The organism is Hyphomicrobiales bacterium (genome assembly GCA_017642935.1).
GTDB lineage: Bacteria > Pseudomonadota > Alphaproteobacteria > Rhizobiales > MH13 > MH13.
Genome location: JAEPOK010000001.1, coordinates 1786632 through 1809435 on the forward strand (window position 1 = coordinate 1786632; position 22804 = coordinate 1809435).

At 59.4% G+C, this 22804-nt stretch carries 19 protein-coding genes and 1 riboswitch; of the genes, 12 read left to right on the forward strand and 7 right to left on the reverse strand.

All coding sequences use genetic code 11. The annotated features are described in order from the left end of the window. Position 1: 1 nt before the first annotated feature. Positions 2 to 1960, reverse strand: coding sequence for a cation:proton antiporter (locus JJ917_08500; protein ID MBO6698855.1), 1959 nt, complete (start codon positions 1958 to 1960; stop codon positions 2 to 4). A gap of 183 nt (positions 1961 to 2143) precedes the next feature. Here JJ917_08500 and JJ917_08505 point away from each other — a divergent pair, with 183 nt between their 5' ends. Continuing rightward, the gene (locus JJ917_08505) at positions 2144 to 2620 is read left to right on the forward strand and encodes a CreA family protein (protein ID MBO6698856.1); all 477 of its coding nucleotides are present in this window, start codon (positions 2144 to 2146) and stop codon (positions 2618 to 2620) included. Between the two features lie 13 nt (positions 2621 to 2633). On the opposite strand, the gene JJ917_08510 is transcribed toward JJ917_08505, so the two are convergent. Together JJ917_08510 and JJ917_08515 are read right to left on the reverse strand one after the other, a co-directional pair. Then, positions 2634 to 2984: a hypothetical protein gene (locus tag JJ917_08510; protein MBO6698857.1), complete on the reverse strand. Its 351-nt coding sequence runs from the start codon at positions 2982 to 2984 to the stop codon at positions 2634 to 2636. 92 nt (positions 2985 to 3076) lie between these two features. Next, positions 3077 to 3841: an alpha/beta fold hydrolase gene (locus JJ917_08515; GenBank protein MBO6698858.1), complete on the reverse strand. Its 765-nt coding sequence runs from the start codon at positions 3839 to 3841 to the stop codon at positions 3077 to 3079. Between the two features lie 130 nt (positions 3842 to 3971). Here JJ917_08515 and JJ917_08520 point away from each other — a divergent pair, with 130 nt between their 5' ends. Together JJ917_08520 and scpA are read left to right on the forward strand one after the other, a co-directional pair. Next, positions 3972 to 5381: a methylmalonyl-CoA mutase gene (locus JJ917_08520; protein ID MBO6698859.1), complete on the forward strand. Its 1410-nt coding sequence runs from the start codon at positions 3972 to 3974 to the stop codon at positions 5379 to 5381. Beyond that, positions 5378 to 7555 carry a methylmalonyl-CoA mutase gene (scpA, locus tag JJ917_08525; protein MBO6698860.1) on the forward strand — a complete coding sequence of 726 codons (2178 nt, stop codon included), beginning with the start codon at positions 5378 to 5380 and terminating at the stop codon, positions 7553 to 7555. Before JJ917_08520 ends, scpA begins: the two co-directional genes overlap by 4 nt. 15 nt (positions 7556 to 7570) lie before the next feature. Here scpA and JJ917_08530 read toward each other — a convergent pair whose 3' ends face one another. Together JJ917_08530 and JJ917_08535 are read right to left on the reverse strand one after the other, a co-directional pair. Further along, positions 7571 to 8026, reverse strand: a complete 456-nt coding sequence (locus JJ917_08530; protein ID MBO6698861.1) for a MarR family transcriptional regulator — start codon at positions 8024 to 8026, stop codon at positions 7571 to 7573. A gap of 15 nt (positions 8027 to 8041) precedes the next feature. Further along, positions 8042 to 9247, reverse strand: a complete 1206-nt coding sequence (locus tag JJ917_08535; GenBank protein ID MBO6698862.1) for a twin-arginine translocation pathway signal protein — start codon at positions 9245 to 9247, stop codon at positions 8042 to 8044. Positions 9248 to 9396: 149 nt separating this feature from the next. Here JJ917_08535 and JJ917_08540 point away from each other — a divergent pair, with 149 nt between their 5' ends. From JJ917_08540 to JJ917_08555, 4 genes are all read left to right on the forward strand, one after another. Beyond that, complete coding sequence (locus JJ917_08540) at positions 9397 to 9723, forward strand: heavy metal-binding domain-containing protein (GenBank protein ID MBO6698863.1); 327 nt, start codon at positions 9397 to 9399, stop codon at positions 9721 to 9723. Positions 9724 to 9871: 148 nt separating this feature from the next. Then, positions 9872 to 10393, forward strand: a complete 522-nt coding sequence (locus tag JJ917_08545) for a DUF1131 family protein (GenBank protein MBO6698864.1) — start codon at positions 9872 to 9874, stop codon at positions 10391 to 10393. Further along, positions 10390 to 11379 carry a methylmalonyl Co-A mutase-associated GTPase MeaB gene (gene meaB, locus JJ917_08550; protein MBO6698865.1) on the forward strand — a complete coding sequence of 330 codons (990 nt, stop codon included), beginning with the start codon at positions 10390 to 10392 and terminating at the stop codon, positions 11377 to 11379. The genes JJ917_08545 and meaB overlap by 4 nt, the downstream gene beginning before the upstream one ends. A gap of 68 nt (positions 11380 to 11447) precedes the next feature. Further along, positions 11448 to 12809: a TIGR03808 family TAT-translocated repetitive protein gene (locus tag JJ917_08555; protein MBO6698866.1), complete on the forward strand. Its 1362-nt coding sequence runs from the start codon at positions 11448 to 11450 to the stop codon at positions 12807 to 12809. A gap of 94 nt (positions 12810 to 12903) precedes the next feature. Here the strand turns inward: JJ917_08555 and JJ917_08560 are convergent, their stop codons facing one another. After that, the gene (locus JJ917_08560; GenBank protein ID MBO6698867.1) at positions 12904 to 14079 is read right to left on the reverse strand and encodes an aminotransferase; all 1176 of its coding nucleotides are present in this window, start codon (positions 14077 to 14079) and stop codon (positions 12904 to 12906) included. Between the two features lie 92 nt (positions 14080 to 14171). Next, positions 14172 to 14381, forward strand: a riboswitch (cobalamin riboswitch). A gap of 93 nt (positions 14382 to 14474) precedes the next feature. Between JJ917_08560 and cobU the strand changes: the two genes are divergently transcribed. From cobU to JJ917_08585, 5 genes are read left to right on the forward strand one after another with little or no spacing between them, the layout of a single operon-like run. After that, positions 14475 to 15011 carry a bifunctional adenosylcobinamide kinase/adenosylcobinamide-phosphate guanylyltransferase gene (gene cobU, locus JJ917_08565; protein MBO6698868.1) on the forward strand — a complete coding sequence of 179 codons (537 nt, stop codon included), beginning with the start codon at positions 14475 to 14477 and terminating at the stop codon, positions 15009 to 15011. After that, positions 15008 to 16057, forward strand: a complete 1050-nt coding sequence (cobW, locus tag JJ917_08570; GenBank protein ID MBO6698869.1) for a cobalamin biosynthesis protein CobW — start codon at positions 15008 to 15010, stop codon at positions 16055 to 16057. The genes cobU and cobW overlap by 4 nt, the downstream gene beginning before the upstream one ends. After that, positions 16058 to 19729: a cobaltochelatase subunit CobN gene (gene cobN / locus JJ917_08575; GenBank protein ID MBO6698870.1), complete on the forward strand. Its 3672-nt coding sequence runs from the start codon at positions 16058 to 16060 to the stop codon at positions 19727 to 19729. It begins immediately after the preceding gene. A gap of 26 nt (positions 19730 to 19755) precedes the next feature. Continuing rightward, on the forward strand, positions 19756 to 20367 hold the full coding sequence (cobO, locus tag JJ917_08580) for a cob(I)yrinic acid a,c-diamide adenosyltransferase (protein ID MBO6698871.1): 612 nt from the start codon (positions 19756 to 19758) through the stop codon (positions 20365 to 20367). A gap of 21 nt (positions 20368 to 20388) precedes the next feature. Beyond that, positions 20389 to 21834 (forward strand): cobyric acid synthase, encoded by a 1446-nt coding sequence (locus JJ917_08585; protein MBO6698872.1) that lies wholly within the window; start codon positions 20389 to 20391, stop codon positions 21832 to 21834. On the opposite strand, the gene cobD is transcribed toward JJ917_08585, so the two are convergent. After that, positions 21815 to 22786 carry a cobalamin biosynthesis protein CobD gene (gene cobD, locus JJ917_08590; protein ID MBO6698873.1) on the reverse strand — a complete coding sequence of 324 codons (972 nt, stop codon included), beginning with the start codon at positions 22784 to 22786 and terminating at the stop codon, positions 21815 to 21817. The two genes, JJ917_08585 and cobD, sit on opposite strands and share 20 nt — an antisense overlap. Positions 22787 to 22804 lie beyond the last annotated feature (18 nt).

The window sequence follows — 22804 nt, forward strand, 5'->3', positions numbered from 1 at the left end:
GTCAACTGTTGCTTGGTTTGGCGCCAACCAAAGGCTCGGATTCATCAGGAGAGACTTCCTCCGGCTTCGCTTCGGCAATTGCGCGCATTTTCTCACCAAGCTCCTCCTGCCAAGGGCCCAGAACTTCACGGATGCGGGCCAGATAGGCTTCGTTCTCGGTCGGCGGGATGGTGAGATCATAGACATCGGCAACGCTGATCATGGCCTTGCGGTCCATGTCTTGAAACGCCTCAGTCATAGCCTCGGCATGCCGTTCGGGATGGCCCAAGGCCTCGAAGGCCGAACGCCCCATGCGCAATGAGCTGTCATAGGTTTCGCGTATGATGTCACGGCACCCCGTCGCGTAAAGATGGTAGACATGATCGCGGTCGATGGCCCGCGCCATCACATGCAAGTTCGGGTAGTTCTGGATCGCATAGCGCACGAGTTCCGTGATCTGCTCTTTGTCGTCGATGGCGACCACCAAAAGCTTGGCGTCCGCAATGCCAGCAGCCGCGAGCAAATCCGGCCGAGTGGCATCGCCAAAATAGGTGCGCACGCCAAACTTTTTCATATTGTCGATTTGCTTGGATGAGAAATCGATCACCGTTGGGTTGTAGCCGGCAGCGGACAGCATGCGATCCACAATTCCGCCAACGCGCCCGCGACCAGCGATGATCACTTGGCTTACCTCGTCGATCTCATCCTGCTCGCGCGCTTGAGCGTCATCGAAACGCGGCGCAATCAGCTTGTCGTAGGCGATGAAGAGCGCCGGGGTCAGGAGCATAGAAAGCGCCACCACCAAAAGGAGTTGGTCAGCAAGGCCTGTCGGGATCACTGCGTTGGCAACCGTGAAGGACAGTAGCACAAAGCCAAACTCGCCGGCTTGCGCCAAACCGAGCGCGAACAGCCATCGGTCAGCACCTCTGATCTTGAAGATGATGGCGAGCACAAGGAGGACAGCGACCTTCAATGCCATCAGGCCGAGGGTCAGTCCAATGGTCACGGCAAGATTGTCGAACAACAGGGCAAAATTGACGCCCGCGCCCACCGTCATGAAGAACAGACCGAGCAAGAGCCCCTTGAAGGGCTCAATGTCGGATTCCAGCTCGTGACGGTACTCGCTGTTAGCAAGCACAACGCCTGCCAAGAATGTTCCGAGTGCCGGGGAAAGCCCGACGAGAGACATCAATAGGGCGATGCCGACCACCATCATCAATGCTGTTGCTGTGAACAGTTCACGGAGCTGTGCCACCGCGATGAAGCGGAAGATGGGACGGGTGAGAACACTGCCGCCAAGGATCACAAAACCTATAGCTGCCAGCGTTACGATGGCCGCTTGCCAGCCCGGCAAACCGGCCACGAGGCTCATGCCTGAGCCATGATCACTCTCGCCAGCAGCGGCTTCAGATCCATGAGCGGCGCCTGCGCCATGTCCGGCAGCGCCGGTAGCGATATCCATCAGTTCTGGCATTGCGAGCAGCGGTATCAGCGCCAGCATTGGGATGACGGCAATGTCCTGGAAGAGGAGCACCTGAAAGCTCGACTGGCCGCCGTCGCTTTTCATCAAGCCCTTTTCATTAAGCGTCTGCAAAACGATCGCTGTGGAAGACAGAGCAAAGACCAAGCCGACGGCCAGCGAAACCGTCCACGGCTGGCCAAACACCATGCACACGGCCATCACGGCCAGTGTGGTCAGTCCAACCTGGCCACCACCAAGGCCTATTAACCGCGCGCGCATGGACCAAAGCAGTTTCGGCTCAAGCTCCAACCCGACGAGAAACAGCATCATCACAACGCCAAACTCGGCGATGTGTTGGATGGCGATGACATCCACATGCAGAAAGGCCAGAACTGGCGAAATAACAATGCCGGCAATGAGATAGCCGAGCACAGAACCAAGTCCTAACCGCGAGGCGATGGGCACGGCAACGACGCCTGCAATCAAAAACAGGAAGGTTAGAAGCAACAGGTCGGTCACGTGCGTCCCCCGGTCGCGAAGCGTGTAAGGCCAAGCACCCTATAGCGTGCGACAGCGATCCTACAATCGCTCGTTGCATTGCACTTGCCCTGCTGAACAACCACGTGTTGGAACCATGGCGGCTTTCAAGCTTTGCATCTTTGGCTGGCCCCATTGGTCGAAACCTAGACTTGCGAGACAATCATGAAATTCCGAACGAAGACTTTGAAACGAGCCAGTATGGCCGCTCTGGCTCTGGCCGCGAGCGTCGGACTTAGCCAGGCAGAAGAGGTCGGCAATGTCGATGTCGATTGGCTAGGCAATGACATCGTCATTGAAGCCTTCCAGGACCCAGATGTGGAAGGTGTGACCTGCCATGTCGCCTATTTTGAGCGCGGCATCATCGACCGATTGCAGCAGGGCAACTGGTTCGAAGACCCGTCAAACTCCTCGATCGCCTGCCGCCAAACTGGCGAAATCGTCATCGGCGATATCGATAGGTCCGAGGAAGGCGAGTCGATCTTCTCAGAGCGCCGCTCGATCATTTGGAAGTCGCTTCGCGTGCGCCGGATTTTCGATGAGGCCAACCAGACGCTGATCTACATCACACACGCTCGTGAGGTTGAGCAGGGGTCGGCGAAAATGGCGATCTCGACCGTGCCGCTCTATCAGCCGCAATAGGCAAAAGATTATACTATTGCGGTGATAGCACCATGCCATTGGGTGAACGATAGGTGCCGTCGCCATTGGCGATCATCTGTCCGCAGCCCTGGCCAGCGCGCGGCCCTTCAGGCATATCAGCACAAAGAGTATCCTCCTCGATCCACCAACGCCCCACCATAGTGCGCATCATCGCACGCACTTCTAATGTGCCATCTGCACGATAGGAGATAGTCGCTCGCATCATGCCGTTGCGGCCTTCAAATGTTCGACCCGAGAGCGTGGTTTGGAGCTGTTGGCCTGATAGAATGGTTTCCGCCGAGGCTGGCGCTGCAAAACAACAAGAGGCAAGGAGAACGGCAAAGATTTTGGCAATCGGGGGCATTGGATACATCCTAGTGACTTGGGTCCCCCAACCATAAGCGAGCTTAAGCCGATCCTTGGGTTACAACTCGGTCAGAAACCGCACGGCTGGTTTCAGACAGTGACATCAATAATTTTTCGCAGCACCGGGATCGATGCATCCGCCAGCACTTGTGGCTGCGAGACATGCGGGGCGTGGCCAGCATCCAGCGTGATGTTGCGCGCACCGGGAACCGCCTTCTGCATCGCCTGCTGGATGGGCTGCACAACGGAAAGATCTTGCTCGCATTCCACATAGATGCGGGGAATTCTGCCAAAGCGCTCGGCAGTCCAATCGGTCTTGAGCGCCCTGCCAGGCTCGGCCTGCGGAGTAAGATTTTGAGCGCCTTGGAGCGCATCGTCGAAATCCATGTCGTTGAGGAAAATCTTGGCGCCCGCCTCCGGTGGAACCGTACTCACCGTGCGCTCGTCGTTCCATTCCAAGTAAGGCCCGATGCCAAGCAATCCGCGCTCTTCGGCCTTCTCGTTGGCCAAGACCGTTCCAAAACTCCATCCCGACGGCAGCATCATGCCAGCGATATACGCGATGGCTGAAATGCGCTGCGTGTAACGCTCTCCCAGTGCCGTGCCGACCACCCCACCGCCCGAGTGCGCGATGATGACGATGTCGCCGTCGAGTTGCTCAATCAAAGAGCCGACATGATCCAGATAAAGATCAAGGCTGACATCGCTGAGTGGGGTATCGTCCGCGCCATTGCCTGGCAGATCGATGGCATGGGGCCTGAAACCGGCATTTTCCAGAAATGGTGCAAAATCAGACCATACCCAACTGCCCTGCCAGGCGCCGTGAACAAGGATGGCATGAGGAGACTGAGTCATAAGCATGCTGTCTTTCGGCTCTGATCCCAAAGGCTTAGGCCAATCCGGGTCAGAGCGGCTTTTGTTGTGCGGGAGGGATGGGTAAAATCAATGCTGCACCAGCGAAGAAACAAGCGCGATAGGCAAGCCAATGCAAGCGACAGGTTTTGATCAAACCGGATTTGAACGCTGGAAAGGACTTGTCGATAAGGCGCTGAAAGGCGCGTCGTTCGAAAGCCTGACAAGTCAAACCGATGAGGGCATCACGCTCGAGCCGATCTATGCGCCTGCCAATGACCAGCCGATTGCCATGCGTGCTGGTGGTACGCCATGGGTGGTCGCGCAGCGGATTGATCATCCTGATGCTGAGGCTGCCTATGCGCAAACGATGGCTGAACTTGAAGGCGGTGCGTCGGGCCTTGTCCTGGTGAGCCAAGGCGCGGCAGGATCGCTTGGCTACGGCATCGACCTCAATATGTTACCTACCATTTTGGACGATGTGCTCGTTGACGCGGTACGACTGACACTAGAGCCCTCGCCCGCCCGCGCCCGTGATGCCCGCGCGATGGCGACCTATCTGGACGCTCGCGCAACGCCCAATGCGCACATATGTGTCGATTTTGGCTTGGACCCGGCGAGCCTGCTCGCTGCTTCGGGCGGTTTGCGCGGCGATGGTCCATCGACCCGCGAGGCACAAGCGCGCCATTTTGGTGAACTGGCGAGCCACGGCTTCAAAGGCACCGTCTATCGCGCCGATGGTCGCGTAATCCATAATGCCGGTGGCACCGACGCCGATGAGCTGGCGTTTGTTCTCGCCTCACTGGTGTTCGCTATAAAGAGCGGCGAAGACCCGACACTGTCGGCGCAGAAAACCCTTCTTGGCGTGGCTGTGGATGCCGACCAGTTTGCCGGTATCGCCAAGCTGCGCGCCCTGCGCCTGCTACACGCCAAGCTGATGGAAGCAGCGGGCATCGCGTCCTTTGCGCCGCAGATTCAGGCTGAAACGTCTTCGCGCATGCTCACTCGCCTCGACCCGCATGTGAACATGCTGCGCGCCACGACAGCAGTTTTTGCTGCCGCTGTTGGCGGGGCAGACAGCATCACCGCCCTGCCGTTCAGCCAATCCGTTGGCCATCCGGACTCGTTTGCGCGCCGCACCGCGCGCAACACGCAACTTGTTTTGATGGAAGAAAGCCATCTGCATCAGGTCGGTGATCCGGCATCCGGCTCCGGTCTTTACGAGAGCTACACCCAGGCGCTCTGCAAACAGGCGTGGGAGGCTTTTCAAGCCATTGAGCGCGAGGGCGGTGTGATCGAAGCGCTGGTTTCCGGCCACATTCAGGCCAAGGTCAAAGCAGCCCAAGCTGAGAAGATCGCGCAGCTTGAGAGCGGTAAGCGACATCTTACGGGCACCACAGTCTTCCAGTTGGAAACAGAGTACCCAGTGGATGTGGAAGACGTAGCGCCGGTCCGCTTTGCCCTGAAAGATGGGCTGAAAACCTATGCCGAGCCTATAGCGCCATGGCCTTGGAATGCGAGCGCACAAGGAGCCGCATCATGAGCACCCAGACTCCCCCTCTGCCCGATTTCGCCAAACTGCCGACGCCTGACTTCTCCAGCCACGACGCGCCTGCCAAGGCTTCTGGTAATGACTGGCAAACGCCTGAAGGCATCGCCGTCAAACGGGCGTACGACGCCAGCGGCAGGGAGGGTCTTGAGCACGTCAGTTCATTACCCGGCCTTGCTCCCTATGTGCGCGGCCCCTACCCCACCATGTATGTGCAGCGTCCATGGACCGTGCGCCAATATGCTGGGTTCTCAACTGCGCAGGCCTCCAATGCCTTCTACCGGCGCAACCTTGCTGCCGGGCAAAAGGGCCTGTCGGTGGCGTTCGATCTGGCAACCCACCGAGGCTATGATTCCGATCACCCGCGCGTATCAGGTGATGTCGGCATGGCCGGTGTGGCCATCGACTCAATCCTTGATATGCGCCAGCTGTTCGACGGTATTCCGCTCGATACGATGTCGGTCTCCATGACCATGAACGGCGCCGTGCTTCCGGTCATGGCGCTCTACATCATCGCGGCCGAAGAACAGGGCGTTTCGCCGGACAAGCTGGCCGGGACCATTCAGAACGACATTCTCAAAGAGTTCATGGTCCGCAACACCTACATCTATCCGCCCGCGCCCTCGATGCGGATCATCTCCGACATCTTCGCTTTCACTGCAGAGAAGATGCCGAAGTTCAATTCGATTTCGATCAGCGGCTACCACATGCAGGAGGCCGGGGCGACGGCGGATTTGGAACTTGCCTACACGCTGGCCGACGGAATCGAATATGCCCGGCGCGGCGTCGGCGCGGGCATGGATATCGACACATTCGCGCCCCGGCTCTCCTTCTTCTGGGCCATCGGCATGAACTTTTTCATGGAGGTCGCCAAGCTAAGGGCCGGACGCCTGCTCTGGTCGAAGCTGATGCAGGATGAGTTCGCGCCGACGAACCCCAAATCCACGGCGCTGCGCACGCATAGCCAAACCTCCGGCTGGTCGCTGACAGCGCAAGACGTCTACAACAACGTCATCCGCACTTGCGTGGAGGCGATGGCAGCGACCCAGGGCCATACGCAAAGCCTGCACACCAACGCGCTGGATGAAGCGCTAGCACTGCCGACTGATTTTTCCGCCCGCATTGCCCGCAACACGCAACTCTTCTTGCAGCAGGAAAGCGGCACGACGCGCGTGATCGACCCTTGGGGTGGGTCCTACTTTGTCGAGCGGCTGACCCGTGACCTTGCGGACCGGGCGATGGAGCACATCACCGAAATTGAAGAACTGGGCGGCATGGCCAATGCCATCGAAAAGGGCATCCCGAAGATGCGGATCGAAGAAGCTGCGGCCAAGACACAGGCGCGCATCGATAGCGGTCAGCAATCGATCATCGGGGTGAACAGCTACAAGCCGGATCGCGAGCAGCCGCTTGATATCCTCAAAGTCGACAACGCCTCGGTGCGCGAGCAACAGCTTGAGAAACTTGCCAAGCTGCGAAGCGAACGCGATCAATCAGCGACCGACGCTGCTTTGAATGCGCTGACCAATGGCGCAGCCGCCGACGGGAACTTGCTGGCGCTCTGCGTTGATGCAGCGCGTGCCCGTGCCACGGTTGGTGAGATGTCCGATGCGATGGAGAAAGTGTTCGGGCGCCACCGCGCCGAGATCAAAGCCATATCAGGCGTCTACAAACGGGAGGCAGGCGAAATGTCGGAGTCCATCCAACGCGCCCTGGCGATGACCGATGCCTTTGAAGAAGCCGATGGCCGTCGCCCGCGCATATTGGTCGCAAAGATGGGCCAGGACGGCCATGACCGTGGCCAGAAGGTCATCGCCTCAGCCTTTGCCGATATCGGCTTTGATGTTGACATCGGCCCACTATTCGCCACGCCAGACGAAGCCGCACGCCAGGCGGTTGAGAATGATGTGCATATTGTTGGTGTCTCGTCTCTGGCCGCCGGTCACCTGACACTTGTGCCGGCGCTCAAAAGCGCCCTCAAAGCCGAAGGCCGCGAGGACATTATGATCGTTGTCGGAGGTGTGATCCCACCTCAGGACTTTGATGCGCTGAAGGAAGCAGGTGCCGCGGCGATCTTTCCGCCAGGTACAGTCATTGCCGATGCGGCCGTTGAGTTGTTGGAAGACTTGAATGCCAAGCTCGGCTATGCCCAGCAGGCGGCGGAATAGAACTGCTCGCTGCTGTTAGGCCTGGCCGTCGCGTTCGGCATCCAGAACCTCGCGCAGACTGGCGAGCCGATCGGTGAGTGCAGAGACAGCCTGCGCATCCAAATGCTCGCTGAGCCATTGGAAGTGCGGCGCTGCGGCGGCGAGCGCGTCCATTCGGGCTGTTCGCCCGGCCTCAGTGATGCCGACGAACTTGCCGCGTCCGTCTTTCGGGTTCGGGGTGACATCCACAAAACCCTTCGCCTCCAGCCTGCCAATAGTCGATGTCATGGTGCCCTTAGACACCTGAAAGGCATTGGCAAGTTTTAGAGGCGGCTGCGGCTCGCGTTTTGACAAATGGTTGAGCAGCGAAAACTGCGCCACGGTCAGATCATGCGGCATGGTCCGCTCGAACAGCGTTGTAGCAAGCTGGTTGATGATCCCGATCTCGGTGAACATCCGAAACAGATCGGGATCATCAGGCTTTTCGGGCATCAGGGCTTTCCAAGGTTAGGCTTGCCGGATACGGGTCTCGGCGGGCCAGCGCGGACTGGCGTTGATGGATGGACCATAGCCGATACGCGCCAGCATTTGCACGGTCTGTGTTGGCTCGGCACCCAACGCGACTTTCGCCTCATCATAAAGCGCAGCAATCTCCTCATATTCCTGAAGCGCTTGGCTCAGCGGATGCATATCGATACCGCGCGCTGTCGCTTCCAAATGCATGCGCACATAAGCCCGTCCCGCTGCGATCTGGTCAGAACGGCTATCGCCATCGGTGGTTAGCCAGACATACCCCATGGCCGAAAAGATCATCTCGCGGTAAGCGTCTAAGCCCTGCTGGAAGGCGGTGGACGATTGATCCGCCAGTTGCTCGCGAGTGAGCAATCCAGCGACGTTCAGCGCTTCGAAAAGCGGGCCGGAAAGGTCGATGCCATCGGGGTTCGCCATCACTTCAGCTTTGCCGATGCGCATCAGATCGATGCTTTCCTGCATGGTGCGCGGGGTGAAGCTTTCAATCTCGTGGCCGCGCCAGGTCAGGTCGCGCAGTTCCAGGATTTTAGCGTCATCAAGCGTTGATCCGGCTTGGAGCGATCCAGCGGCACCGCTGGCGGCGAGTATAGCAACCGCATCGCCAGGTGGTACCGACCGGGCGGTATCGAAGGGCTCTTTGTTGGTGTGGCGATTGACGATCTGCGCGAACAAGGGATCACGCGTGCCGGTGCCCGGAGTGAGCTGCAGGCGCGCAACCGGCCTAGCATCGAGCCGCGGAGAGGGTTCGCCGTTCGGGAACAGATCCGCCTCGATACCGAATCCCTCCTGGGCTGCGGCAAGTGCGAACAGCTCCAAAAAGCACCCCAAGCTGACGGTGATTTGGCGGTCGAAGGGATCGGTTTCTGGGAGCCGTCGATCAAGATCACAATAAAGCGTCAGGGCGCCGGGCTCGGACAAGTCCACCAACCAAGGCTGACGGTTGTGCGCGTTGGGCGCCAGAATTGCATAGGAAAGGGCACGAACGCGGACATCGTCGCCAAAGCCGGGAAGGTCTTGCCCGGCTTGCTGCCATGGCTCGCGGGCAGCGGCTGGATCACGAGTTGTCAGCCACGTGCCAGCGCCGAGGGCGGTGGCACCAAGAATGATTCCGCCAGCGCCTAAAACGCGCATGAACTTACGGCGAGAAGGGTTGGCTGGCTCGGCGGGATTTGAGTGGGTCATGAATCTCTTCCTTTTAGTTCTATACAGAACTATATAGTTTGATGTAGAACTTTCAAGCCCCAAGATGCTCCCCTGCTTGCTCTTTGCCAATCTGCTGCCTAGATGGCTTCCATCGCTCGAAGGAACGCCCGAAAATCAGGAGACCCGCTATGATTATGACCACGACGTCTGCCCTGCAGGACAAGACCATCACTGACTATCGCGGTATCGTGACCGGCGAAGCGATCTTGGGCGCCAACATCTTCAAAGATTTGTTTGCAGGCATTCGCGACATTGTCGGTGGGCGTTCCGGGGCCTATGAAAAAGAGCTCGCCAAAGCGCGCTCCATCGCGATTCAGGAGATGCAAGAGCGCGCCGAGGCCATCGGTGCGAACGCCATCATCGGTATTGATTTGGATTATGAGACTGTCAGTGTTGGGAGCGGCGGCGGTATGTTGATGGTGTCAGCCTCCGGCACCGCCGTTACGGTTCGCTAGAACACTGGCCCTTGCATCCAATCGCGGGCATCTGCGGACTTTTTCTCATCGAAGAATCCGTTAGAAGGTTGGGACAATCCCAAGTCGAGTGATCCCTTTGTCCACACTGTTTCCCCGCCTTACCGTCCTTATTGCTTGCAGCGTCGTGTTGGCTGGCTGTGCCGGCCGCGATGAATACGCCGCACCCGTCGATGTTCAACCAACCACAGTTCCTGGGCTCGCGCTCAGCGAAACCGGCGTTGGCTTGGTTGACCAATCGACGCGTTATTCTTCTAGCGCCATCTCTGACGCGCTTGGCGGCGCACGTGTTGAAACCGTCAATGCCACCTTTGAAGGTCGTGTCATTGCGCAACTCGCCGCCTTTGGTCCGTCGGGCCTACAGATGGCGCGGTTTCAAGGATCTGGTGGCCGTATCACCGGCGCTCAAATTGTTTCTGAAGATGTTCCCGGCCCGCGCGGCGCACGGGTCGGCATGACTTATCGGCAGACCGGCGGCAATGCGATGGACTGCGAGGAAGGTTCCGGCTCTTGGGAGCAGATGGCGGTTTGCAGCCGCCCTGGCAGCGCCATCACTTATGTTTATTCGGTGCCACTTTGGCGCGAAGGCCGCATGCCGCGTGGCAATGAGTTGAATGACGCTGTGCTCAACCGCATGATCTGGGAGCCGTGAGCGGCAACCAAAATCTTGATGTCGATGCTCTGGCGAAGGCGATCCTGGCGGGTGAGCGCGCGGCGCTAGCGCGCGGGATCACGCTTGTGGAATCCAAGCGGCCTGACCATCGCGATCAGGCCCGCGCCCTGATTCAACGGGTGATGGCGAAAACTGGAAACGCCATCCGCATCGGCATGACGGGCGTGCCGGGTGTCGGCAAATCCACGACTATCGACGCGTTTGGTTCGATGTTAATCGAGCAAGGCCATAAGCTCGCCGTGCTGGCGGTCGATCCCTCATCCACCCGCACCGGCGGATCAATCCTCGGCGACAAGACGCGGATGGAGCGCCTCGCCGCATCGAAGAACGCCTATATCCGCCCCTCCCCGTCGGCTGGCACTCTGGGCGGCGTCACAGCAAAATCTCGCGAGACGATCTTGCTCTGCGAGGCGGCCGGTTACGACGTGGTGCTGGTTGAAACCGTCGGAATCGGCCAATCGGAAACCGCGGTGGCCGGTATGGTGGATGTGTTTGTCGTGCTGATGTTGCCGGGTGCAGGCGATGAGCTTCAGGGCATCAAGAAGGGTGTTTTGGAGATCGCTGACGTCATCACCATCAATAAGGCCGACGGTGAGAATGCAGCTGCGGCGCGCAAGGCCGCTGCCCACTATCGCGCCGCGCTCGACATCCTAGCGCCGACCTCAAAGGTCTGGAAAACGCCGGTTCTTACGCAATCCGGGCTTGAAGGCGACGGGCTGGAGACATTGTGGGCGACGATCAAGGATCATCGTGCCAAGCATCAAGCCGCAGCGGTGTTCAGCAAGCGGCGGGCCGACCAAAACCTTGGCTGGATGCGCGATATGTTGCGCGAACGCGCCATGGAGCGCCTAACCCGAAACACAGACTTACGCGCGGCCATAAAGGCCGCAGAAGCACAGGTCGCTGAAGGCACACTCGCCCCCTCTATCGCTGTTGAACAACTGGTTAAGCAAGCAGGCCTCTAACCGTCCCATTTTAGGACAGTATCAGCTGGCACGGCGTTTGCGCTGCCTCTGCCATGACGAAGAAACCCATTCTATCACGACGCACCTTCTTAACCGGCTCCATGATCGGTGCTGGGCTTGCTCTGCCCGTATCGGCCAAGGCGCAAACACTTCTGGCCGATCTTCGTGGCTCGCTGGATGTTTCCAGCTTTGGGGTTCGCCCCGGAGCTCTCGATAACCAAAGCACCGCCATGCAAGAGGCCATCAATCGCGCAGCCCAAGATGGGCAGCCACTGTTCATGCCGGCAGGCGACTATTTGGTCAGCAATATCGATCTACCTTCCGGCATTACCATTGTCGGCGTGCCCGGCCGCACCCGTATTCGCTACGCCGGCGACGGGCACCTGATGTTCGGTAACGAGATCCGCGATGTCCGATTGGAAGGGTTGGTGCTGGATGGCAACAACCGCCCACTGGCCGACTACACGCCAGCGCTGCTGCATATCTCGACTGGTTCGAATATCGCTATTGAGGATTGCATCATCCAGGGATCACTAAAAGATGGCGTGACCTTCGATCGCGTGGCCGGACGCATCGAGAACTGCACACTATCGGGCATTCTTGGTGCAGCCATTCAGTCCAATGATGCGCAGGGCCTGGCCGTTCGCGACAATGTGGTCAGCGACTGTTCGGACAATGGCATTTTGATCTTTCGGTGGAGCCAAGGCCGCGACGGCACGATTGTTAGCGGCAATCGAATCGAACGCATTCGGGCTATTTCCGGCGGCACAGGGCCTTATGGCAACGGCATCAACGTTTTTCGTGCCAACGACGTGATCATTTCCGGCAATGTTATCGACGATTGCGATTTTTCTGCCGTGCGCTGCAACGCATCCTCCAATGTCCAGATGGTTGGCAACACCTGCACACGCTCCGGTGAAGTCGCGATGTTCGCCGAGTTCGGATTCCAAGGGGCGATCGTCGCCAACAATGTGATCGACGGTGCCGCCAACGGTATTTCGATTGCCAATTTCGCCGACGATGGTCGCATGGCGATCGTACAAGGCAACATTGTGCGGAACATCCAGGGTCCGAGTCGTTTCCCCACTGAGTCCTCGACCTATGGGACGGGAATAGGCGTCGAGGCCGACACAACCGTCACCAACAACATCATCGAGGACGTGGCGACCAACGGCATCAATGCCGGCTGGGGGCCTTATCTACGCAATGTGATCGTGTCGCAGAACCTCGTCCGCCGCACGCCGATCGGCGTGATGGTCTCGGTCGTGGACGGTGTTGGTCCCAGCGTGATCCGCGACAACATTTTTGACGAAACGCCCGACGGAGCCGTGGTCGGCATGCGGTGGTGGGACCGGGCGACCGGCGACCTCACCAAACAGCGCCACGTGCCTGCGCCTTTAGTTGTCGAAGGCAATCGAACGGTCGTCTGAGCATCGTTTGTCATCCCGGCCTTGAGCCGCAGCCTGCCAGTTTCCTTCGGTCTCAGATCCCGGATCGCCGTCGGCGTCCGGACGACGACATGACTTACGAAGCGGCCGCCTTGAACCCTCGTTCGCGCCAAGCCTTCAGCCGGGTGACGGCCTCATCCAGCACCTCATCGCGCTTGCAGAAGCAAAAGCGCAGAAGATGGCTGGGGGCCTCACCCTGATAGAATGCCGACATCGGCACCGTGGTGACTCCGGCCTCAACAGTCATGCGCTGGGCGGCCTCAACGTCTGAGCCGAGACCAAGCTGGCCAATGTCCGCGATCAAGAAGTAACTGCCATCCGCCTGCAAAGTCGGGAAGCCAATGGCAGCCAATCCCTCTGCCAAGCGATTGCGTTTTGCGGCTAGGTCATCTGCCAATTCGTGGAAGTACCCGTCGGACAGACCGAGCCCAAACGCCACCGCCTTTTGCAGATGCGGCGGTGTGGTGAAAGTCGTGAATTGGTGCGCCTTGGCGATCGGCTGCAGGAGCGCCTGCGGGCCGGTGATGTAACCAACCTTCCAACCCGTTAGCGAAAAGGTTTTGCCTGCCGAGCCGACACGCACGGTGCGATCCGCCATGCCGGTCAGCGTACAAAGAGGGATATGTTCGGCATCACCAAAGACCAAATGCTCGTAGACCTCATCGCAGATCGCATAGGCGTCGCAGGCGACGAGTTTGGCCGCAACGCGTTCCAGCTCATTACGCGAAAACACTTTCGAGGCCGGGTTATGCGGATTGTTGATGAGGATCGTCTTAGTCTTCTCGGAAAACGCTGCATCCAAATCAGCATCAGAAAACGACCAATCGGGGGGTGACAAAGGAATAACCTTCGGCACACCGCCCGCGCGCCGGATCAGCGGAACATAGCAGTCGTAACAAGGGTCAAACACAACGACCTCATCGCCTGGTTCGACGACCGCCATCAGCGCATCGGACAATGCTTCTGTGGCGCCTGACGTGATGAGGACATCGCCTGCCTCGCGCTCAATTCCGAAGAAGCGGCGCTCGCTGTCGGCAACGGCTTGGCGAAGCTCCGGCAGCCCCATCATCGGCGGATATTGATTGGGCCCTTCCATCAGCGCGTCGGCGGCGGCCTGGCGAACCTCCCTTGGCCCATCGACATCGGGAAACCCTTGGCCGAGATTGACCGCCTCATGCTCGATGGCAAGGCGGCTCATCACCTCGAAGATCGTCGTCGGCATGCCGGTATAGAGCGGGTGTGTCGGGCGCATGGGGTCACTTTGCAAGTCGTTGGCGAACGCGCTTGTAGCCTCATCCTATTGCGCAGGCAAAAGGTTGAGTTTCCAACCACCAGATTTTGCTGATACATACGGCTTGCTTTGGTGTCGCCCCTTTCAACGGGTCGATGAAAAGGGAATGCGGTGCGTGGAGAAATTTTCCGCAAGGCCGCAGCTGCCCCCGCAACTGTAAGCGGCACGATGTGAGCAAGAGCCACTGCCTTCACAAGGTGGGAAGGTGCACACATCGCCAAACGCCGTGAGCCAGGAGACCTGCCAAAGCCGGGGTCACGTTGACCCATTTGAAACCAACCGGACGGGGTGTTCCGGGGCGCAAGTTCGAGCTGACAAGGCTCGTGTGCCTCATCCCCGCGCTAATGACGATTGTGATGGACGAAGCACCTTTTCCCTGCACCTTGGTTTTTGGCGGTATCCGGTCGGGTAAATCCCGGCACGCCGAGGCCCTCTGCCGCGCCACCGGGTTGAACCGCGTCTACATCGCCACCGCTGCCGCCTATGATGATGAGATGCACACCCGCATTGCAGGCCACCAATCGCAGCGCGCCGAAGATGGCTGGCAGACGGTAGAAGAGCAGCACGATCTTTCCAGCGCGTTGGTGCGCGAGCTTGAGCCTGAGGCCATTGTGCTTGTCGATTGCCTGACGCTTTGGCTGACGAACCGTCTGCTGGCCGAGGCGCCGATGGATGAAGAGTTCGACCGCCTGATTGACACGCTGGCTTTGCGGCGCGGCCCGGTGGTTTTGGTGTCCAATGAAACCGGAATGGGCATTGTTCCAGAAAACGCCCTTGCGCGGCGTTTTGGCGATCTCCAGGGCCGTCTCAATCAGCGCCTCGCGGCGCTTTCCACTCACGTCTATTTTGTTGCCGCGGGATTGCCGCTGGCCCTCAAGGAACCTTCCCAATGACAGCTCCCATTCCCGCCACCATCATCACAGGGTTTCTCGGCGCGGGTAAAACCACGCTTATCCAAAACCTGATCCGCAGCGCTGGTGGCAAACGCATCGCGCTGGTGGTCAATGAGTTTGGTGATCTGGGTTTTGACGGCGAGCAGATCGCTGGTTGCGGCATTGAAGGCTGCGCCGACGAAGACGTGATTGAGCTGACCAATGGCTGCATCTGCTGCACTGTGGCCGACGATTTCCTGCCGACGATGGAGATGCTGCTGGCCCGAGAGCCTGCTCCTGAACACATTGTGATTGAGACCTCGGGTCTCGCTCTTCCCCAACCGCTCGTGCAAGCGTTTCAATGGCCAAGCGTGGCAGCAAGGACGACCGTGGATGGTGTGGTGACGGTGGCAGATGCCGAAGCGCTGGCCCATGGCCTTTATGCGCCAGACCCTGCAAAGGTGGAGGCGCAGCGCGCCGCCGATGACAGTTTGGATCACGAGACGCCGGTGGAAGAGCTTTTCGCCGACCAGATGCGCTGCGCTGATCTTGTTGTACTCTCCAAAACCGATCGTATTGCCAGCGAAGCTTTGGAGACAGTGAATGAGGCGCTGGATGGCAAACGCGCTGGCGTTGGCGTGGTGCGGTCGACCGCCGACGGTTTGCCTGCTCATCTGTTGATTGGTCTAGGTGCAGGCGCCGAGCAGGACATGCACGGTCGCGAAGCTGGCCATCATCATCACGAGGATGACCACCACGATCATCATCATCATGATCATAGCCATGACGAGTTCGACTCGCGTGTTGTGACGACTCCGGCTTTCGAGTCCAAGCAGGCGCTGGATGCGTTTGTCGGCGCCCTATGCGCCAAGCCTGGCGTGCTGCGTGTGAAAGGTGTTGCGCAGGTGGAAGGCAAGGCCGCCCCCGTGGTGGTGCAGGCGGTTGGGCCGCGCGTCACCAGCCATTTCGACACCTCCGGAAGGCAGCAAAAGCCTGGTCTGGTGGTCATCGGTCTGAGCCCATTGGCCGACCTCTCCGACGTTCCCGGCCTGGCGAATGCAGCCTAAATGCACGTTCTTGCCGCGCAAGCGGGTCGCGTTGATGATGGTGATGAGCCGGTTGATCTGGCGCAGTCGCCCGGCGACATCGTGTTTCTGTCTGCTGCAGAGACAGAGCTATCAGCGTTTGCCCTTGATGCGCGCGGAGCCTCGATGGCGTCTTCGCTGCGTCTGGCCAGCCTGTTGCAGCTCAAGCACCCTTATTCGGTCGATCTCTACGCAGACAACACGCTCGCCCACGCCAAGCTGATTGTTGTCAGGTTGATCGGTGGGGAACCCTACTGGTCCTATGGAATGGAGCGTTTGACCGCTTTGGCACACCAAGGGATCAAGCTCATGGTGATGCCGCACGAAGGGCAGTGGAACGCTGACCTCGCTGGGCGCTCCACTGTCGCGATGCCTTTGGTGCGACGGTTTTGGCAGCTTTGCGTGGAGGGCGGACCGGCCAATCGCGTGAAAGCGCTTCAGCTTTTAGACGCTTTGGCGCGCGGCGAGCAACCGAACGCCCCTGAAGTTAGCACCCTGCCCCGCTTTGGGCTGTGCGATCCTAAAACCCTGCTGCCGAGCGATGCATCTGCGGCGCCAGGCTCCATCCCTATTGTTATTTACACCAGCCTTTTGCAAGCCGGGACCACGGCACCTGTACGCGCTCTTTGTGGTTCGTTGTCCGAGAAAGGGTTGGCTGCGCAGCCGGTGTTTGTGCCCAGCCTCAAAGACGCTGAAGCGGTCGGTTTTCTTGACGATCTGCTCGGCCACATTGATCCACCTGTTATCCTCAACACCACCGCCTTTGCCTCCACCGGGTCCAGCGATGGTGCCGATGGCGGTCCGCTAAGTGTGACGGGTGCACCGGTCGTCCAGGCCGTGTTGTCGGGCCTGTCGCGTGAGGCGTGGGCAGAAAGCTCACGGGGGCTACCGGGCACCGATCTGGTGATGCATGTGGCGATCCCGGAGCTTGATGGCCGCATCCATGGCCGTGCGATCAGCTTTAAACGCCAAGGCGAGCGTGATCCGCTCACCGAGTTTGCACCGGTGGCCTATGCGCCCGAACCATCGCATGTGGAAGCTGTCGCCTCGCTCGCCGCGCGCTGGGCGAAGCTGCGCGATACACCGGCGGGCGAGAAGCGGGTGGGCATTATACTTGCCAACTACCCCACCAAGACCAGCCGTATTGGCAATGGTGTCGGGCTCGACACGCCTGCGTCGGCTGGTCTCTTTTTGGAGGCGATGGACGGCGCCGGTTACCAAGTCGGCGATGCCCCCCGCTCATCGGAAGACCTCATGGCGCTGCTACTCTCTAAGGCAGGGCGCGAACGGTATTCGCTCGCCGACTATCAGGCCTTCTTCGATGCATTGCCCCAGGAGGTTCGCCAGCAGGTCACGGACCGATGGGGGGAGCCGTATAATGATCCGCAGGTGGCAGGCGACGCCTTCACACTACCTCTGCATCGGTTCGGCAACACGCTGATCGGCATCCAGCCAGCGCGTGGCTACAATGTCGATCCGGCCAGCACCTACCACGATCCTGATCTGGTACCACCACACGGCTATTTGGCTTTTTACGCCTATCTCCGCCAGGACAGCGATGTGCTGGTCCAGTTTGGTAAACACGGCAATTTGGAATGGTTGCCCGGCAAGGCGCTGGCTCTGTCAGACAGTTGTTTTCCGGCGGCGATCCTTGGCGATCTTCCGACGCTCTACCCGTTCATCGTCAACGACCCGGGTGAAGGATGTCAAGCCAAACGGCGCACGGCTGCGGTAATCCTTGATCACCTGACGCCTCCGCTCACCCGCGCGGAGAGTCACGGCCCCTATCAGGAACTTGAGGCGCTGCTCGATGATTACGCTTTTGCCGAAGCCAGCGACCCACGCCGCGCCAAAGCATTGGCCCGCGATATTGTCGGTTTTGCGCAAGAGACCGGCCTTGCCGAAGACATTGGACTGAAGGGTGAAGTTGGCGATGATCTCATCACGCTGGATGCGGCGCTGTGCGACCTGAAAGAGATGCAAATCCGTGACGGTCTGCACATCTTTGGGAAGTTGCCCGAGAAGCCCCAAGTCGCAGATATTTTGGTGGCTATCGCTCGGCTTCCCAGAGGATCAGGCGAGCAGGATGCTTCGCTCACCCGCGCGCTGGCCTCTGATTTTGGTTTGGATTTCGATCCGCTAACCCGCGATTTCGGCCAGCCTTGGACACTGGCAAAACCCGAAGCACTGGACGATGGTGGTGTATGGCGCACCTTAGGTGATGGCATTGAACGGCTTGAAGCGTTTGCCCTGAAACTGGTGCAAGGCGATGTAGAAGCTCCCAGCGCAGCCTCTCAGGCGGTGATGCAATGGATTGATGCGGTCCTACGACCGCGCATCACATCATCACCGGACGACGAGACCGCCAACTTACTGGCCGGGCTTGCCGGTCGTTTCGTGCCGCCAGGCCCTTCTGGCGCGCCCAGCCGCGCCCGCCCAGATGTTTTGCCAACAGGGCGAAATTTCTTTGCCGTCGACGTGCGCGCTGTGCCCTCACCCACCGCTTGGCGCATTGGCCAGAAAAGCGCCGAGGCTTTGCTTTCCCGCCACTTTCAAGATTATGGCGAATGGTTGCAGAGCCTAGTGCTCACTTGCTGGGGCACGGCGAACATGCGAACCGGCGGCGATGACATTGCGCAGGCCTTAGCGCTCATTGGTGTCGCGCCAGAGTGGGATGGCGGTTCAGGCCGCGTGACGGGCTTTGAGATCACGTCTTTGTCGAAGTTGCGCCGCCCACGTGTTGACGTGACCCTTCGCATCTCCGGCTTTTTTCGCGATGCCTTTCCGCACCAGATCGAACTTTTTGACAGCGCCGTGCGCGCTGTCGCTGATCTGGACGAGCCGGCCGATATGAACCCGCTCGCCGCGCGTGTGCAGGCCGACCAGGTGGCGCTGCTTGCTTCCGGCAAAACCCAAGACGATGCTGATCGCATGGCGGGCTATCGCGTGTTTGGTTCCATGCCCGGTGCTTATGGCGCAGGTTTGCAAGCGCTGATCGACGAGGGCGGCTGGACCCAACGCTCAGACTTCGCTGAAGCCTTCATTGCCTGGGGCGGCTTTGCTTATGGTGCCGGCCGCCAAGGCGATGCTGAAAAAGGCCTTTTAAAGGATCGCCTGCGCGGCGCGCAAGCCGTGGTGCAGAACCAGGACAATCGCGAGCATGATCTGCTCGACAGCGACGACTACTATCAGTTTGAGGGCGGACTGGCAGCGACGATCGAAACGCTGCGCGGCGAAGCACCGACAAGCTACCACGTTGATCACGCTCGGCCCGAAGCCCCTCACCCACGCACTTTGCAAGAAGAGATCGGGCGAGTGGTGCGCGGACGTGCGTCCAACCCGAAATGGATCGCGGGCGTCATGCGCCATGGCTACAAAGGCGCCTTTGAGATGGCGGCAACGCTGGATTATCTCTTTGCCTTCGCCGCCACCACGCAGGCGGTGAGCGATCACCACTTCGATGCCCTGTTTGAGGCGTACATCGCCGATGATGACGTGCGCGACTTTATCAAAGACGCCAATGCGCCAGCGCTCAATGATATGCTGGCACGGTTTGCCGAGGCGCTGGATCGCGGGCTCTGGACCCCACGCCGAAACACGACCCAAACTATGCTCAATGAGCTGATGCACCCCAACCAGGAAGCTGCCGAATGACTGACAAAGCCGCCGTTAAACCGGTTATGACTGAAGAAGAACTGGACGCGCGCCATGCTGAAAAGATGCGTAAGAAAAAGGCCGCGCGCGACAAGATCATCGCGACCAAGACTATCGAAAAAGGGCTGCTCATTGTTCACACTGGTAAGGGTAAGGGCAAAAGCACGGCTGCCTTCGGCATGGTGTTTCGCGCGCTCGGTCACGGCCAACGCGTCGGCGTGATCCAGTTTGTGAAGGGCAAATGGGAGACTGGGGAACGCGCCGTCCTGGAGCGCTTTTCAGACCTTGTCACCATCAACACGATGGGCGAGGGTTTCACTTGGGAAACGCAGGATCGCCAGCGCGATATCGCCGCCGCCGAAGCAGCCTGGGAAAAAGCCAAAGGCTTGATCACAGGCGGCGAGCACAAGTTGGTGCTGCTTGATGAGCTCAACATCGTGCTGCGCTACGCCTACATCGATCCCGCCGAGGTGGTGCGGTTCCTGCGCGATGAAAAGCCGGACGACGTGCATGTGATCGTCACCGGGCGGAACGCGCCTGAAGAACTGATCGACATCGCTGATCTGGTCACCGAGATGACGCAGATAAAACATCCCTTCCGCAGCGGCGTGAAAGCGCAAGAAGGCATTGAGTTCTAGGTGGCCCAAACACCGGCCCTAATGATCCAAGGCACCGGCTCAAACGTCGGCAAGTCGGTCATCGTTGCGGGGCTGTGCCGGTTGCTTTCTCGCCGTGGCATGCGCGTGCAGCCGTTCAAACCTCAGAACATGTCGAACAATGCTGCCGTCACAACTGATGCGGCGGGGCAAAATGGAGAGATCGGGCGGGCGCAGGCACTTCAAGCACAAGCTGCCAATATACCGGCCAGCGTACACATGAACCCGGTGCTTCTGAAACCGCAGGCCGATGTCGGCAGCCAAGTTGTGGTTCAGGGCAAAGTCTGGGGCACAATGAAGGCGGCGGAGTATGGCGCGCGCAAAACCGAACTGATGGCGCCGGTTCTGGAAAGCTTCAATTCGCTGGAGGCCGAGGCCGATATCATCCTGGTTGAGGGTGCAGGCAGCCCGGCTGAGATTAATCTGCGAACCGGCGATATCGCCAATATGGGCTTTGCGAGCGCCGCCCAGGTGCCCGTGGTTCTTTGCGCGGACATTGATCGCGGCGGTGTCATCGCCAGTGTGGTTGGCACGCACGCGCTGCTACCACCTGATGATCTAGCGCTGGTCAAGGGCTTTTTCATCAACCGTTTCCGTGGCGATCCCTCTCTGTTTGACGATGGCCTGACAGAGATCGTGGCGCGCACCGAATGGCCAAGCTTTGGTGTGATCCCCTGGTTCGATCAGGCCCGTGACCTACCGGCTGAGGATGTGCTTGGGCTTGCCGATGGGGCGGGCGACGGTCTGGTGATTGCGGTGCCGCGTTTCGGCCGGATCGCCAATTTTGAGGACCTTGATCCACTGCGCATGGAGCCTGGCGTGGACCTGCGGATCATCGAGCCAGGCACACCGCTGCCCACCGATGCCGCCTGTGTCATCCTGCCAGGGTCGAAAGCCACGATTGCCGATCTCCAAGCGTTTAAGGCTCAAGGATGGGACATTGATCTGGCTGCGCATGTCCGCCGCGGCGGCTATGTGGTGGGCCTATGTGGTGGCTATCAAATGCTGGGGCGCAGAGTCGACGACCCGGGTGGCATTGAAGGCGCCGCTGGAAATGAGGCTGGGCTGGGCTTGCTGGACGTTGAGACCACGCTCTCAGCCGACAAGACCACGACGTTCACCAAGGGTGTGCACGAGGAAACCGGAACTGCGGTCGAGGGGTACGAAATCCACCTCGGCGACACGCAAGGACCTGACCGTCAACGCCCTCTGCTTACCCTCAACGATAAAACTGATGGCGCAGTGTCGATGGATGGTCGGGTGATGGGTACCTATCTGCATGGGCTGTTTGCCAGCGATGCCTTTCGCGCCGCCTTTTTGGAGCGCCTGGGTACGCGCGCGTCCGTTGCCTATCAAGCGCGTGTCGAGGCAGCCCTTGATGATTTGGCCGACCATCTGGCAGAGCACATGGATGTGGACGGCCTGCTGGCTATTGCAAAAAGCCGATAGCAGCAGCGATCAGAACCACCACCAAAAGCGTGGCCGCACATGTGGCGCGGAGGAGCGACAGTCCCTTGCGGATATCGCCTGCGTCCAAGTTCTTTCGGCCAGCATCGTTGATGTAGGGCGCCTCAACGGTACCACTTGGATAGGTGCGCGGGCCACCGAGTGCGATACCCAGCGCAGACGCGTAGCTCGCCTCCGGCCACCCCGCATTGGGTGAAGCATGGGTCGGAGCGTCGCGGCGGATGACCGCCCAGTCTGGCCAGGCAAACGCACCCTTTTGACCGGCCAGGCTGGTGATCGCGGCGCTGAGCATGATCAGTCCAACCGAGAGGCGCGCGGGCAGAAAATTCACCAAATCATCCAACTTTGCTGATGCCCAACCAAAGTGCAGATGACGTTCGGTTTTGTAACCGATCATCGAGTCCGCCGTGTTGATCGCCTTGTAGAGCGCGATGCCTGGCAGACCGCCGATCAGCATCCAGAAGGCGGGGGCGATAACACCATCGGAAAGGTTTTCCGCCAAGCTTTCCAGCGCAGCTCGCGCGACCCCGGACTCATCAAGGTTTTCGGTGGTCCGGCCAACAATCATGGAAAGCGCCTGTCGCGCGGCGGGCAGGTCACCTTCTGCCAGAGGTGACCGAACCGCCTCAACATGATCGTGCAACGAACGCTGAGCAAGGAAGATGGCGCCGCCCAAAACGCTCACAACAAAGGCCAGTATCGGGTTAATCCACCAGGCCAGTGCCAGGATGCCAATGGCTAGCGCAGCGACAACAAAAATCATGCGGATCAGCGCTGTGATGCCCGCTCTTTTTTGCCTGAACGGCGTATGGTGTTGATGGTTCATGCGCCGGTCCAACCATCCGATGAACTTGCCCATCAAAACCACAGGATGCGGCATACGTTTCAAAAGCCAGCTGGGTTCGCCAAAAACAGCATCCGCCATGATTGCCATGGCCAAGGCCAGCGCGTT

Excerpts from the sequence above, each read along its gene's own strand:
- JJ917_08520 (MBO6698859.1), top strand. The coding sequence starts at position 3,972 with ATGCAAGCGACAGGTTTTGATCAAACCGGATTTGAACGCTGGAAAGGA.
- cobN (MBO6698870.1), top strand. The coding sequence starts at position 16,058 with ATGCACGTTCTTGCCGCGCAAGCGGGTCGCGTTGATGATGGTGATGAG.
- cobD (MBO6698873.1), bottom strand. The coding sequence starts at position 22,786 with ATGGCAATCATGGCGGATGCTGTTTTTGGCGAACCCAGCTGGCTTTTG.
- scpA (MBO6698860.1), top strand. The coding sequence starts at position 5,378 with ATGAGCACCCAGACTCCCCCTCTGCCCGATTTCGCCAAACTGCCGACG.
- JJ917_08530 (MBO6698861.1), bottom strand. The coding sequence starts at position 8,026 with ATGCCCGAAAAGCCTGATGATCCCGATCTGTTTCGGATGTTCACCGAG.
- JJ917_08505 (MBO6698856.1), top strand. The coding sequence starts at position 2,144 with ATGAAATTCCGAACGAAGACTTTGAAACGAGCCAGTATGGCCGCTCTG.
- cobO (MBO6698871.1), top strand. The coding sequence starts at position 19,756 with ATGACTGAAGAAGAACTGGACGCGCGCCATGCTGAAAAGATGCGTAAG.
- JJ917_08510 (MBO6698857.1), bottom strand. The coding sequence starts at position 2,984 with ATGCCCCCGATTGCCAAAATCTTTGCCGTTCTCCTTGCCTCTTGTTGT.
- JJ917_08515 (MBO6698858.1), bottom strand. The coding sequence starts at position 3,841 with ATGACTCAGTCTCCTCATGCCATCCTTGTTCACGGCGCCTGGCAGGGC.
- cobW (MBO6698869.1), top strand. The coding sequence starts at position 15,008 with ATGACAGCTCCCATTCCCGCCACCATCATCACAGGGTTTCTCGGCGCG.
- JJ917_08535 (MBO6698862.1), bottom strand. The coding sequence starts at position 9,247 with ATGACCCACTCAAATCCCGCCGAGCCAGCCAACCCTTCTCGCCGTAAG.
- JJ917_08540 (MBO6698863.1), top strand. The coding sequence starts at position 9,397 with ATGATTATGACCACGACGTCTGCCCTGCAGGACAAGACCATCACTGAC.
- cobU (MBO6698868.1), top strand. The coding sequence starts at position 14,475 with ATGGACGAAGCACCTTTTCCCTGCACCTTGGTTTTTGGCGGTATCCGG.
- JJ917_08585 (MBO6698872.1), top strand. The coding sequence starts at position 20,389 with ATGATCCAAGGCACCGGCTCAAACGTCGGCAAGTCGGTCATCGTTGCG.
- JJ917_08560 (MBO6698867.1), bottom strand. The coding sequence starts at position 14,079 with ATGCGCCCGACACACCCGCTCTATACCGGCATGCCGACGACGATCTTC.